Raw genomic sequence first — 12,971 nt, 5'->3', positions numbered from 1 at the left:
CGCCGGCGGGGGACGGGCCGCGGAGTTTAGGTGCCGATGTGACAGCAGAGCAACGTACGGCCGGCCGCACCGGGTTCCTGACCCCGTGCGGTCGGCCGTGATGTGTGACCGGTCAGAGATCTACCGGCTGCAGTCTCCCCGTCAGCACGTCGTACACCGCGCCGCCGACGGCGAGCCCGTCGGGCAGGTAGGGGCTGGCCTTGATCCGGACGAGGTCCTGCCGCAGGGCCTCGGCCTGGTCGGGCACGGTCTTGAAGACGAGGCTGCGGGTGTCCACGCCGTGCTCGTCCGCGATCACCTTGTGCACGTCCGCGTCGGTCGACTTGGACATCCGGCAGTCGGTGTGCGGCATGACCAGCACGCGGTGGACGCCGAGCAGGTAGACGGCGAGCACGAGCGTGCGCAGCACGTCGTCGGTGACCCGGGCGCCCGCGTTACGGAGGATCTTGGCGTCGCCCGCCCGCAGCCCCAGCAGGCCCAGCGGGTCGACGCGCGAGTCCATGCAGGTCACCACGGCCAGGCCGCGGCCGGCCTGGCCGGACAGTCCCGAGTGCGAGAACGTTGCGGCGTACTTCTCGTTCGCCGCCAGTAGATCGTCGAAGGCATCACTCATGAGATAAATGCTGCCGTACGGCCGCGGGCTCGATCACGACGGGGCACCCCGACACGCCCAAGACGGCTCGACGAGAACGCGGCGGGGCGCCATCCGGCCTGGTCGGAGGCGGAACCCATGCCATGGCAGAGGGCGCCGGAGCGGCACGCACGGCCACTCCGGCGCGATGCCACCCGGCTTCGGCCCGGATATCCGCGAGCCAGGCGCTCCCCGAACGACGGGCACGCGTCTGCCTGTGAAGCATGCGCGGATATGCGGATGTCGCTTCTGATTTCCGCTGCAATTGCTCGTCCGAATCATGCCGACCCGTGTCACTCGACCGCTCGTAGCGTGTTCAGCGAAGAGGCATCCGCTTTTTCCAATGGAAACCAAGATGAGAGAAGAGATATGGATCTCCAGCTTTCCGGCCGGGCCGCGGTCGTCACCGGTGCGTCCAAGGGGATCGGCCTGGCCGTCACCCGTACCCTCCTCGCCGAAGGCGTCCGTGTGGTCGCCGCCTCGCGGAAGAGCAGTCCCGAGTTGGCGGAGCTCAGCGGGGATCTGATTCATGTTCAGGCCGATCTGATGGACGCCGAGGCTCCAGGGCGGATCGTGGAAAGGGCCATTTCGGAGTTCGGCGGGCTCGACATCCTGGTGAACAATGCCGGCGGTCCGCCGCCGGGTGTGGCCCTGCCACGCTTCTCGTTTCTGACCCCTACCGACGAGGACTGGCGGGTGATGTTCGAGTTCAATCTGTTCTCGGTCGTGCGCGTCATTCGGGCGGCCATCACGCCGATGCTCTCCCGCGGCGGTGGCTCGATCGTCAACGTGTCCTCGGGCGGCGCCCGTCTGCCCGCTCCGATGAACGTCGACTACAACGCGGCCAAGGCGGGTCTCAACAACCTGACCAAGGCCCTCTCCGAGGAGTTCGCACCCCAGGGCATCCGGGTGAACACCATCTCCCCAGGTCCGGTACGTACGGCATGGTGGACGGAGAGCGGCGGCGCGGCGGACATCATCGCCGCCCAGACCGGAACCGACCGTGACAGCGTCCTCAACCAGGTGGCGCCCGAAATGATGAAGCTGTCTACCGGCCGTCTGGTCGAGCCCCAGGAGATCGCCGACGTGGTCGCCTTGCTCGCCTCACCTCGCTCGGCCAGCACGACCGGTGCGGACTTCGCCGTGGACGGGGGGTTCCTCAAGCAGGTCTGACCGCCGATCTCCGGGTCCCCGGCCGTGGGTGACGATGACGAGCGAGCCCTCGTAATCGGGCAGGGCATCCTCCGGGTCGTCTGCCAAGGCCGGGGACAGGTGGTCGGTGGGGTTCATCGGCCGAAAGCGGCGGTGTCGGCGCCGGTCAACCGGCGGTTTCCGGGGCGGGTACGGCGTGTTCGGCGGCGCGGCTGACCTGCTCCCAGGCGGCCCAGGTCCGCATCCGCCGCCGGGAGATGTCGAAGGCCAGGTCGTAGACCATGCTGCCGAGCAGCAGCCGCAGCGGCGGGTCTTCGCTGTCGACCAGCTTCAGCAGCGCCTCGGCGGCCAGACGCGGCTCGCTGTCGATCGAGCCCTCGGCCCACTGCTTCTCCAGTTCGGCGCGCAACGGGCCGTACTCCTCCAGAGGCGACGTCGCCGTCATGGCGGTGTACAGGTCGGTCCAGTAGCCGCCGGGCTGGACGATGCTGAGCTTGACGCCGAACGGCGCTGCCTCCATCGCCAGTGCCTCACTCATGCCCTCCAGCGCGAACTTGCTCGCGCTGTACATTCCGGTGCTCGGGAAGCCGCCCAGAGCGGCGATGCTGGAGATCTGCACGATGTGACCGGATCCCTGGCCGCGCAGGTGCGGCAGGACGGCCTGGCAGACCCACATCGCCCCGAAGAGATTGACCTCCAGCTGGGCGCGCGCCTCGGCCTCGGTGAACTCCTCGATCATTCCGGAGGACATGTTCCCGGCGTTGTTCACCACGATGTCGAGCCGGCCGAAGTGCTCCACGGCGGTGTTCACGGCCATGAACACCGCGTCGCGGTCGGTCACGTCCAAGGGAAGGACGAGCAGCCGATCGCCGTACCGGTCGTCGAAGTCCTGTCGCGTGACGGTGCGGGCGGCGGCCACCACCTGATCACCTCGATCCAGCGCGGCGAGAGCGAACGCGCGGCCCAGGCCGCGGCCGGCTCCCGTGATGAACCAGGTGCGGGAAGAGACGGCAGTCGGGGTGCGCATACGCAGAGCTCCAATCGGTCGTGTCCATCATCAGACGAGACGGTTCGTCTCGCTTGATGTGGAGAAGGTATCGACACTTCTGCTCTGCGTCAAGACGGTCCGTCTCGTCTCGACATTTGATAGCTTTGGCGGCATGACGACACCGCGCAAGCCCCCCTCCAACACGGCTCGCCGGAATGAGGCATCCCGGCGGGCCATCCTCACCGCGGCGTTCGACCTGGTGCAGGAGGTGGGATACGCGAAGCTGAGCATCGAGGGCATCGCGGCCCGGGCCGGTGTCGGCAAGCAGACGATCTACCGCTGGTGGCCCTCCAAGGGGGCGGTCCTCTTCGATGCCTTCCTCATGCTCAGCGAGCAACCGGACGGCGGAGGGGCAGCCCTGCCCGACACCGGTGATTTGGAGGCGGACCTGAAGGCGGTGTTGCGAGCCACGATCGAGGAACTCAACGATCCGCGATACGACGAGCCGATGCGCGCCCTGAGCACTGAGATCACGCATGATCCGACGCTCGCGGCTCTTTATTCGGAGCGTCTGGACGGCCCGATGAGAGAACTGAAGAAACAACGACTGCGCAGCGCCCAGCGGGCCGGGCAACTGGCCGACGACCTCGACCTCGAGGTGGCCGTCGACATGATTTGGGGACCGCTGCTCAACCGATGGCTCCAGCGCGGTGGACCGCTCACCCTCGACTATGCCGACAGCATCGTCGAGACCGCTCTCAACGGTCTGCGTCCGCGCCGCTGAGGCTTGTGCGCCATCCATTGGGCTCGGCACGGTGGGCCAGGTCGGCACGGGGCGGCTGTGGGACCGCCGTTGCGCATCACCGGTCTGGACGTTGTTCCGGTTCTGGTGTGGAGGACTTCGCGGGCCTGTCCGGCGACGCGGGTGATGCTTTCGCCGAACCGGGGGTCATTCCGCTCCGGCAGGACCCCCGAGAGTCATCTCGCCGGTCTCCGTTGCGGCGATCTCGGGGGTCCGAGGTCTTCGCGTCTAAAGATCCGAACTCTCCGCCGGTCCCAGTCCGCCGCCGATGGCGGCGACGGCGTGCACGAGCCGTACGCCCGAGCCGTCGCGGCGGCCGAGCTCGTCGGGGAGCGGCACCGGCTTGCCCGTCGGCGACGCCGCCTTGGCGGGAGCCGGTCCTGCCCACGCGAGCAGCAGCGCGTCCTCGCCCTTGAGGAAGCGCTGGGCGCGCACCCCGCCGGTGGCCCGGCCCTTCGGCGGGAAGTCGGCGTAGTCGGAGACCTTGCCCGCGCCCATCTGGGTGCCGGGCAGCGCCGTTGAGGAGCCCGCGACCGTCACGACCACAGACTCGCGGGCGGGGTCCACGGCGCCGAACCAGATCACCTTCGCGTCGTCGCTCAGGCGCACGCCGGTCATGCCGCCCGCCGGCCGGCCCTGGGGCCGTACGACGGAGGCGGGGAAGCGCAGCAGCTGGGCGTCGGAGGTGATGAAGACCAGGTCGTGGTCGGGGGAGGACAGCTCGACCGCGCCGACCACGACGTCGCCCTCGCGCAGGCCGATGACCTCGAACTCGTCGCGGTTGGCGGGATATTCGGGGACGACCCGCTTGACCACGCCCTGCGCCGTGCCGACCGCGAGCCCCGGGCCGTCCGGGTCGAGCGAGCCCAGCCCGACCACCTTCTCCTCCGGCTCCAGGGTGACGTACTCGGACACCGGATGCCCGCCCGCCAGCGACGGAGGGTTGGCGGTCGGCGGCAGTGTGGGCAGGTCGACCACCGACACCCGGATCAGCCGGCCATTGGAGGTGATCACCCCGACCTCGCTCCGGACACTGGAGCGGACCACCGACACCAGCACGTCGTGGACCGAGCGCTCGCCCTCCGCCGGGATCGGCGAGGCGTCGCCCGTCCGGGCGAGCAGGCCGGTCGAGGAGAGCAGCACCAGGCAGGGGTCGTCGGCCACCTCAAGCGGCACCGTGGCCGCCTTGGCCGCCTCGGACGACTCCAGCAGCACGGTGCGGCGCGGCGTGCCGTACGTCTTGGCGATCTCGGCGAGCTCCGCGGACACGACCTTGCGCAGGCGGTCCTCGGAGCCGAGGATCGCGGACAGCTCGTCGATGTCGGCCTGCAGCGTCTCCTTCTCCCGGTCGAGCTCGAGCTTGTCGTAGCGGGTGAGGCGGCGCAGCGGCGTGTCGAGGATGTACGCCGCCTGGATCTCGCTCAGCTCGAAGGTCTCCATCAGGCGGGTACGCGCGTGAGTCGAGTCGTCGGAGCCGCGGATCACCTGGATGACCTGGTCGATGTTGAGCAGCGCGATGATGAGGCCGTCCACCAGGTGGAGGCGTTCCTCACGCTTGCGCAGCCGGAACGCCGACCGTCTGCGCACCACCTCGATGCGGTGGTCGACGTAGACCTTCAGCAGGTCGCGCAGGCCCAGAGTGCGCGGCCGGCCGTCGACGAGCGCGACGTTGTTGATGCCGAAGGTCTCCTCCATCGGCGTCAGCCGGTAGAGCTCGGCCAGCACGGCCTCTGGATTGAAACCGTTCTTGATCTCGATGACCAGGTGCAGGCCCTTGTGCCGGTCGGTCAGATCCTTCAGGTCGGCGATGCCGGTGAGCTTCTTGGCGTTCACCAACTCCTTGATCTTGCCGACCACCCGCTCCGGACCGACGTTGAAGGGCAGCTCGGTGACGACGATGCCCTTGCGTCGCGGGGTCACGGCCTCGATCGTCGCCTTCGCCCGGATGCGGAACGTGCCGCGACCGGTCTCGTATGCGTCCCGGATGCCCGACAGCCCGATGACGATGCCGCCGGTCGGCAGGTCGGGGCCCGGGACGAAGCGCATCAGCTCCTCGAGCGTGGCGTCCGGCTTCTTGATCAGATGCCGTGCCGCGGCGACGACCTCGACGAGGTTGTGCGGCGCCATGTTGGTGGCCATCCCGACGGCGATGCCGCTGGCGCCGTTGACCAGCAGGTTGGGGAACGCCGACGGCATGACCGACGGCTCGGTCTCCTGGCCGTCGTAGTTGGGCTTGAAGTCGACCGTCTCCTCGTCGATCGACTGCACCATGAGCATGGCCGCCGGAGCGAGGCGTGCCTCGGTGTACCGCATGGCCGCCGGCGAGTCGTCCGGCGAGCCGAAGTTGCCGTGCCCGTCGACCAGCGGCAGCCGCATCGAGAACGGCTGCGCCAGGCGCACCAGCGCGTCGTAGATGGCGCCGTCACCGTGCGGGTGCAGCTTGCCCATCACCTCGCCCACCACACGAGAGGACTTGACGTGTCCCCGCTCCGGGCGCAGGCCCATCTCGCTCATCGAGTAGAGGATGCGGCGCTGGACCGGCTTGAGTCCGTCCCGTGCGTCCGGGAGCGCGCGCTGATAGATCACCGAGTACGCGTACTCCAGATAGCTGGCGCGCATCTCGGCGGACACGTCGATGTCGACGATCCGTTCCTCGAAATCCTCGTCGGGCGTGCGTGTGGTTGTGCGTCGGGCCATATCGAACATTGTGCCGATGACGGCGACCGGTCGCGACCGCACGTGCTTTTCCGCCCGGGTACGTCCTGGAGAGAGGGTGAATGGATCGTTTCTGGCGATTCGCGAATTTCGGGATCGGTTGATCCGTCTCTTGCCGTGATCCCGGTAGTGTGGCACTCATCTGCGAGAAGGGGGGATTCTCGCGATGCCTGACGTCGTTGACCGGCTGATCGGCGCGCTCAACGCCCATGATCTCGACGCGGTGATGCGCTGCTATGCCGGAGACGCGGTCGTCGTAGGGCCGGAGATGGAGGCGGAGAACCTCGACGAGATCGCCTCGTACCACCTGCACGTCTGGCAGGGCTTCCCGGACCATCACCTGACGGTGTGGGAGAAGATCGTCTGCCGGGACGCGATCGCGGTGGAGACGCTGGCGACGGGCACACATACCGGCCCCTACCTGGTGGCGGGCGGAGACGTCCTGGAGGCGACCGGCCGGAGCATCAGCGTGCGCTGCTCCTGGATCTTCACGGTGGAGAGCGATTTCATCCTCACCCAACGCCTCTACTTCGACCAGTTGGAGTTGTACAGCCGTCTCGGCGCCCAGCTTCCCCTCAAGTTCGCGCCCGTCGTCTGGTGACTCGAACGGGGGGAGACGGCCGGGGACGCGGTCGGGGGGAAACCGTCGGCGAGACCTGGTACCAATGACGGGTGGGTGAAGAAGAGACGCTGCGGGAAGAGGCCGAGGCCCGGCTGAGGGCGCTCGCGGGCGACGAGGCGCGCCTGCGTGACGATCAGTGGGCGGCGATCAAGGCGCTGGTCGTGGACCGCCGCCGTGCGCTCGTCGTGCAGCGCACCGGGTGGGGCAAGTCGGCCGTCTACTTCATCGCCACCGCGCTGCTGCGGGAGCTGGGCGAGGGGCCCACGGTCATCGTCTCGCCCCTGCTCGCGCTGATGCGCAACCAGATCGCGGCCGCTGAGCGTGCGGGCATCCACGCGGCGACCATCAACTCGGCCAACCCCGAGGAGTGGGAGAAGACCTACGGACAGGTCGCCGAGGGCGTGGTCGACGTGCTGCTGGTCAGCCCGGAACGGCTGAACAATCCCGACTTCCGCGACCAGGTGCTGCCCGAGCTGGCCGAGACCGCCGGCCTGCTGGTGATCGACGAGGCGCACTGCATCTCCGACTGGGGTCACGACTTCCGTCCCGACTACCGCAGGCTGCGCACGCTGCTGGCCGATCTCCCGCCCGGGATACCCGTGCTCGCCACGACCGCGACCGCGAACGCCCGCGTGACGCGCGACGTCGCCGAGCAGCTCGCCGCCGGGCCCGAGTGGGACGGCCCTCCCGATGCCCCCGACACCGCCGGCGGCTCAGACGACGGCGTGCTCGTCCTGCGCGGCCCGCTCGAGCGGGAGAGCCTGCACCTCGGTGTCGTACGGCTCGGCGGTTCCGAACAGCGGCTCGCCTGGCTCGCCGGGGCGCTGCACGAGCTGCCGGGGTCCGGCATCGTCTACACGCTGACCGTCTCCGCCGCACAGGAGATCGCCGCGTACCTGAGGGAGCAGGGGCATCAGGTGGTCGCCTACACCGGGCAGACCGAGCCGGCCGATCGGCTGGCCGCCGAGGAGGACCTGCTCGCCAACCGGGTCAAGGCCCTGGTCGCGACCTCCGCCCTGGGCATGGGGTTCGACAAGCCAGACCTCGGGTTCGTCGTCCACGTCGGTGCGCCCGCCTCGCCCGTGGCGTACTACCAGCAGGTCGGCCGGGCCGGCCGCGGGGTACGGCGAGCCGAGGTGATCCTGCTGCCCGGAGCCGAGGACCGGGCGATCTGGGCCTATTTCGCCTCGCTCGCCTTTCCCCCGGAGACGGTGGTGCGGGCGACGATCGAGGCGCTGGCGCAGGAGGGCGTGCTGTCCACCGCCGCGCTGGAGAGCAGGGTCGACCTCAGCCGCGGCAGGCTGGAGATGATGCTGAAGGTCCTCGACGTGGACGGCGCGGTCCGCCGGGTCAAGGGCGGCTGGGAGGCGACCGGCGAGTCGTGGAGCTATGACGCCGACCGCTACGCGCGGGTGTCGGCCGAGCGCGCCGCCGAGCAGGAGGCCATGCTCGGCTACCTGACGACGACCGAGTGCCGGGAGCAGTACCTGCGGCGGCACCTGGACGACGAGGCGGCACGGCCGTGCGGGCGCTGCGACAACTGCACGGGCGCCCACCGGTCCGCCGACGTGGCGGCGGAGGCCGTACGAGCCGCCCTCGACCGGCTGACCCGGCCCGGCGTCGAGGTGGAGGCGCGCCGACAGTGGCCGACCGGCCTGCCGGACCTGAAGGGGCGGATCAAGCCCGAGCTGTCGGCCGAGCCGGGACGCGCGCTGGGCCGCCTCACCGACATCGGCTGGGGCACGCGGCTGCGTGAGCTCCTGGCGGCGGGTGACGGCCCGGTCCCGGACGAGGTGTTCGACGCCATGGTGGCGGTGCTTCGGGCATGGGACTGGGCGGAGCGGCCCGTCGCGGTCGTCAGCGTGCCGTCGGCGACCCGGCCGACCCTGATCCGCGGCCTCGCCGAGGGGATCGCGCGAATCGGCCGGCTGTCCTATCTCGGCGAGCTGGGATATCGGCAGGGCCCGCCGGGCCGGCAATACAACAGCGCCCAGCGGGTCGCCGCGGTCCGCGGGACGCTCGCGATGCCGAGAGAGCTCGCCGAGAGGATCTCGGCGGCGGGCGGGCCGGTGCTGCTCGTCGACGACCAGATCGACACGGGCTGGACGATGACGCTGGCCGCGGCCCACGTGCGCAACGCGGGCGCCCGCGCGGTCCTCCCCCTGGTCCTGGCGACCGTGAGCTGAGACGGGTCAGAGCAGGGGCGGATCAGAGCCGGGGGCGGGCGCCGAGGTTCGAGATGCACTTGGCGGCGAGCGCGTTGCCGGCCGCCAGGGCCTCGGTCGGCGGCTTGCCCGCCAGCCAGGGCGGCAGGAAGCCGGCGGTGAAGGCGTCCCCGGCGCCGGTGCCGTCCACCACCCGGTCGATGGTCTCGGCGGGGACCCGGATGGGCTCGGCGCGGCTGTTGGTGTACCAGAGCGCGCCCTCGGCGTTGAGCTTGATCACGACCTGGGGGAACCAGGCGGTGAGGACCTTCGCCGCCGCTGTCGGCTCGTCCCGGCCGGTCAGCACCTTGGCCTGGTCGATGTTGGCGAACAGCAGCTTGGCGCCGTGCGTCCACTCCAGGAACGGCTCGGCGCCGGTCCGCTCGACGGGGGCGGCCGAGGCGCAGTCCACCGAGATCGACATGCCGGCCCGGCGGGCCAGGTCGAGCGCGGCCAGTCCCGCGTCGCGCGATCCCTCGTTGAGCAGGGTGTAGCCGGACATGTGCAGGTGGCCGCTGGAGGCGAACAGGTCGCGCGGCAGGTCCTCCGGGGACAGCGCGGCGTTGGCGCCCGGGTCGGAGAGCATCGTCCGCTGACCCTTATGGGTGACCATGACCACACAGGTGCCGGTGGGCCGCTCCGGATCCATCACGAGGCGGGCGTCGACGCCGTAGCCCATGAGCTCCATGTCGCGGTTCCGGCCGGTGATGTCGGCGCCGCGTCGCCCGATGAAGGCGACCTCCGACCCTTCGACCGCAAGCCAGGAGGCGATGTTCGCACCCGAGCCGCCACCGTGCATGGTCACGACGGCCGGGGTGTCGCTCGCCCTGGCGAGAGGGAACTTGGCGCGGGCGAGTGCGTCAGTCATGAGATCGCCCACCACGACGACCCGCGTCATGATGTCACCACCTTGCCAACGTGCGATGAGGCCGACCCCAAGAAACCTAACAGTTCCCGGCCACATCATGGGAGGTGGATCAGACAGCCCGATGGAGTCGATGCACAAGCGTTGCCCAATTCGCCCCCGTAAGGGCGGTAAATCCCGTACCGTAGCCGCCTCGGGCGGCTACGGACCACAGCCGTGAAGGGGCGAGGCGTGAACGACCACGAGAGGCCCCTCACGTCACATGGTTCTCCGGCGGTAAGGAACATCTCAACCCATACCGGGTCGGGCGGCGCTAACCTCGGGATCGTGCGACCTCAGTACCCCGCTCACTGGGAGGCGGACGTCGTGCTGGCCGATGGCGGCACGGCACACCTGCGCCCGATCAGGCCGGACGACGCCGGCCTGCTGCGTGCGTTCTACTCACGTCTCTCCGCGGAGTCGATCTACTTCCGTTACTTCGGCCCCCGACCCCACCTCACCGACCGGGACGTCACCTGGTTCACCAACGTCGACTACGACAACCGGCTGGCGCTGATCGCGACGATCGGCGCGGAGATGGTGGCGGTCGTACGGTACGACCGGGTGGAGCCGAAGGACCACGCCGAGGTCGCGTTTCTCGTGGAGGACGCCCATCAGGGCAGGGGCGTGGCCGCGGTGCTGATGGAGCACCTGCGGGCGGCGGCCCGCGAGCACGGGATCCGGACGTTCATCGCCGACGTGCTGCCCGGCAACCATCGCATGCTCCGCCTGTTCCGCCAGGCCGGATACACCGCGCAGAGCCAGTTCGAGGACGGCGTCGTCCGGATGACCCTCGACCTGTCCAGCACCGAGACCGCGCTGGAGGTGCGGCTCGCGCGCGAGCACCGGGCCGAGGCGCGCTCGATCGCCCGCCTGCTGACACCCGACTCGGTCGCGGTCATCGGAGCGAGCCGCGAGCCGGGCGGGATCGGGCAGACCGTGCTGCGCAACCTGCTCTCCGCCGACTTCACCGGACCGGTCTACCCCGTGCACCGGCAGGTGCGGGCCGTCGCGGGAGTCCGGGCGTACCGGAGCGTCTCCGCGATCGACGGGGAGGTGGATCTGGCGGTGCTGGCCGTTCCCGCCGAGGGTGTGCTCGAACTCGTGGAGGAGTGCGCGGAGAAGGGCGTCAAGGGCCTGGTCGTGGTCTCCTCCGGGTTCGGCGAGACCGGCCCCGAGGGCCGCGCCAGACAGGAGGAGCTGGTCCGCATCGCGCGGGCGTACGGCATGCGCGTGGTGGGTCCCAACTGCCTGGGCATCGCCAACACCGACCCGGCCGTACGGCTCAACGCCACCCTCGCGGCGACCCTGCCCGGGCGGGGAAGGGTCGGCTTCTTCAGCCAGTCGGGTGCGCTCGGCACCGCGCTGCTGCAGCGGGTGGCCCAGCGGGGCATGGGCATCTCGACGTTCGTCTCGGCCGGCAACCGGGCCGACGTGTCCGGGAACGACCTGCTGCAGTACTGGGAGGAGGATCAGGCGACCGACGTGATCCTCCTCTACCTGGAGTCCATCGGTAACCCGCGCAAGTTCACCCGGCTGGCCCGCCGGATCTCGCGGCGCAAACCGATCGTCGTCGTCAAGAGCCGCGGAGCGCCCGACGGCCACGCCGCCCCGGTGCTCGGCCTGCCCGAGACCGCCCAGCGCTCGCTGTTCGAGCAGGCGGGGGTGATCCGCGTGGACGACCTCACCCAGCTCTTCGACGTCGCCCAGCTCCTCGCCCATCAGCCGCTGCCGTCCGGCCCCCGGGTCGGCGTCGTGAGCAACTCCGACGCCCTCGCGCTGCTGGCGGCGGACGCCTGCCTCGGCGCCGGCCTGGAGCCGCGCGGCCCGGTGAACCTGGGCGCGCGGGCGGGGGCGGCCGAGTTCGCCGCCGCGTTGGCCGACACGCTCCCCGATGTGGACGCGGCAGTCGTCGTCTACATGCCGCCGATCCCCGGGGACGCCACTCAGGTGGCGGCCGAACTGGTGCGGGTGGCGCGCGACTGCGGCAAGCCGGTGCTGGCCACCTTCCAGGGCGAGATGGGCATGCCGCCGGAGCTGCGCGTCGACGGAGAGGGCTCGCCCGCGCGCGGATCCATCCCGTCCTATCCCGCGCCGGAGGAGGCGGTCCGGGCACTCGCCCACGTCGTCCGGTACGCCTGCCGGAGCCGGGAGCCCGCCGGCCTGATCCCCTCGCCCCCGGGAGTGGACCTCGCCGGGGCCCGCCGGATCGTGGCCGACGCCCTGGCCGGGTCCGAGGCGCCTGACGACCACCATGAGCGTGAGGTGGAGATCGACGCCACCGGGCTGCTGGCGTGCTACGGGATCGAGGTGTGGCCGGCGCAGATCGTGCTCTCGGCCGACGAGGCGGTGGCCGCCGCGAGCCGTCTGGGGTCGCCGGTCGTGATCAAGTCGGCCGATCCGGTGGACGCGAGCCGGGCGGGCACCGTACGCATGGGGCTCACGGAACCGGTCGCGATCCGGCAGGCGTACGCGGACCTGGCCGCCCTCCTCGGGCCGGGCGCGCGGCTCGCCGTCCAGCGCATGGCCCCGCAGCCGGCGGTGCCCACCGTCGTCGGCGTGGTGCAGGACCGGCACTTCGGCGGCGTCGTGTCGTTCGGGCTCGGCGAGGTTGCCGCCCGCCTTCTCGGCGACCAGGCCTACCGCCTCGCCCCGCTCACCGCCGAGGACGCGTCGACCCTGGTGCGGTCGCTGCGCGCCGCGCCGCTGCTGTTCGGCCGGTACGGCTATCAGCCGGTGGCGGTCGAGGCGCTCGAGGATCTTCTCGTCCGGGTCGGGCTGCTGGCGGACGCGCTGCCGGAGGTGGCCGGGATGACGCTGGATCCGGTGCTGGCCGGCACGTCCGGTGTGGTGGTGCTGGGCGCGCGTGCGGTCCTGCGGCCCGTCACCGGGCCCCGTCCCGACGTCGGGCCCCGGCGGCTGCGTTGATCATGGGCAGGGCCGCGGCCGGTCG

The 12,971-nt window shown here is 70.5% G+C and carries 9 protein-coding genes; 5 read left to right on the top strand and 4 right to left on the bottom strand.

What is annotated here, in order from left to right; translation table 11 throughout:
• Window positions 1-112: 112 nt before the first annotated feature.
• Window positions 113-613, bottom strand: coding sequence for a beta-class carbonic anhydrase (locus AP234_RS21020; protein WP_055481394.1), 501 nt, complete (start codon window positions 611-613; stop codon window positions 113-115).
• A 258-nt stretch (window positions 614-871) separates the two neighbouring features.
• Between AP234_RS21020 and AP234_RS21015 the strand changes: the two genes are divergently transcribed.
• Window positions 872-1,804, top strand: a complete 933-nt coding sequence (locus tag AP234_RS21015; RefSeq protein WP_431998898.1) for an SDR family NAD(P)-dependent oxidoreductase — start codon at window positions 872-874, stop codon at window positions 1,802-1,804.
• A 145-nt stretch (window positions 1,805-1,949) separates the two neighbouring features.
• Here AP234_RS21015 and AP234_RS21010 read toward each other — a convergent pair whose 3' ends face one another.
• On the bottom strand, window positions 1,950-2,810 hold the full coding sequence (locus tag AP234_RS21010; protein ID WP_055481392.1) for an SDR family oxidoreductase: 861 nt from the start codon (window positions 2,808-2,810) through the stop codon (window positions 1,950-1,952).
• Here AP234_RS21010 and AP234_RS21005 point away from each other — a divergent pair.
• Window positions 2,770-3,555, top strand: a complete 786-nt coding sequence (locus tag AP234_RS21005) for a TetR/AcrR family transcriptional regulator (protein ID WP_431998896.1) — start codon at window positions 2,770-2,772, stop codon at window positions 3,553-3,555. The genes AP234_RS21010 and AP234_RS21005 overlap by 41 nt on opposite strands.
• 246 nt (window positions 3,556-3,801) lie before the next feature.
• On the opposite strand, the gene AP234_RS21000 is transcribed toward AP234_RS21005, so the two are convergent.
• Complete coding sequence (locus tag AP234_RS21000) at window positions 3,802-6,270, bottom strand: DNA gyrase/topoisomerase IV subunit A (protein ID WP_055481502.1); 2,469 nt, start codon at window positions 6,268-6,270, stop codon at window positions 3,802-3,804.
• Window positions 6,271-6,454: 184 nt separating this feature from the next.
• On the opposite strand from AP234_RS21000, the gene AP234_RS20995 reads away from it, so the two are divergent.
• Window positions 6,455-6,889 carry an ester cyclase gene (locus AP234_RS20995; RefSeq protein WP_055481390.1) on the top strand — a complete coding sequence of 145 codons (435 nt, stop codon included), beginning with the start codon at window positions 6,455-6,457 and terminating at the stop codon, window positions 6,887-6,889.
• A 71-nt stretch (window positions 6,890-6,960) separates the two neighbouring features.
• Window positions 6,961-9,096 carry a DEAD/DEAH box helicase gene (locus AP234_RS20990; RefSeq protein WP_055481389.1) on the top strand — a complete coding sequence of 712 codons (2,136 nt, stop codon included), beginning with the start codon at window positions 6,961-6,963 and terminating at the stop codon, window positions 9,094-9,096.
• 22 nt (window positions 9,097-9,118) lie between these two features.
• On the opposite strand, the gene AP234_RS20985 is transcribed toward AP234_RS20990, so the two are convergent.
• Window positions 9,119-10,012: a carbohydrate kinase family protein gene (locus AP234_RS20985; RefSeq protein WP_055481388.1), complete on the bottom strand. Its 894-nt coding sequence runs from the start codon at window positions 10,010-10,012 to the stop codon at window positions 9,119-9,121.
• A 294-nt stretch (window positions 10,013-10,306) separates the two neighbouring features.
• On the opposite strand from AP234_RS20985, the gene AP234_RS20980 reads away from it, so the two are divergent.
• Window positions 10,307-12,946: a GNAT family N-acetyltransferase gene (locus AP234_RS20980; RefSeq protein ID WP_055481387.1), complete on the top strand. Its 2,640-nt coding sequence runs from the start codon at window positions 10,307-10,309 to the stop codon at window positions 12,944-12,946.
• Window positions 12,947-12,971: the final 25 nt, after the last annotated feature.

The organism is Sphaerimonospora mesophila (genome assembly GCF_001417795.1).
GTDB classification, from domain to species: Bacteria; Actinomycetota; Actinomycetes; order Streptosporangiales; family Streptosporangiaceae; genus Sphaerimonospora; species Sphaerimonospora mesophila.
The sequence above is the reverse complement of the archived record's forward strand: the minus strand, read 5'-3'. Positions and strand labels throughout refer to the sequence as shown.

Coding starts and splice junctions, on each gene's coding strand:
- AP234_RS21020 (WP_055481394.1), bottom strand. CDS start 613: ATGAGTGATGCCTTCGACGATCTACTGGCGGCGAACGAGAAGTACGCC.
- AP234_RS21015 (WP_431998898.1), top strand. CDS start 872: ATGTCGCTTCTGATTTCCGCTGCAATTGCTCGTCCGAATCATGCCGAC.
- AP234_RS21005 (WP_431998896.1), top strand. CDS start 2,770: ATGAACCAGGTGCGGGAAGAGACGGCAGTCGGGGTGCGCATACGCAGA.
- AP234_RS21010 (WP_055481392.1), bottom strand. CDS start 2,810: ATGCGCACCCCGACTGCCGTCTCTTCCCGCACCTGGTTCATCACGGGA.
- AP234_RS21000 (WP_055481502.1), bottom strand. CDS start 6,270: ATGGCCCGACGCACAACCACACGCACGCCCGACGAGGATTTCGAGGAA.
- AP234_RS20995 (WP_055481390.1), top strand. CDS start 6,455: ATGCCTGACGTCGTTGACCGGCTGATCGGCGCGCTCAACGCCCATGAT.
- AP234_RS20985 (WP_055481388.1), bottom strand. CDS start 10,012: ATGACGCGGGTCGTCGTGGTGGGCGATCTCATGACTGACGCACTCGCC.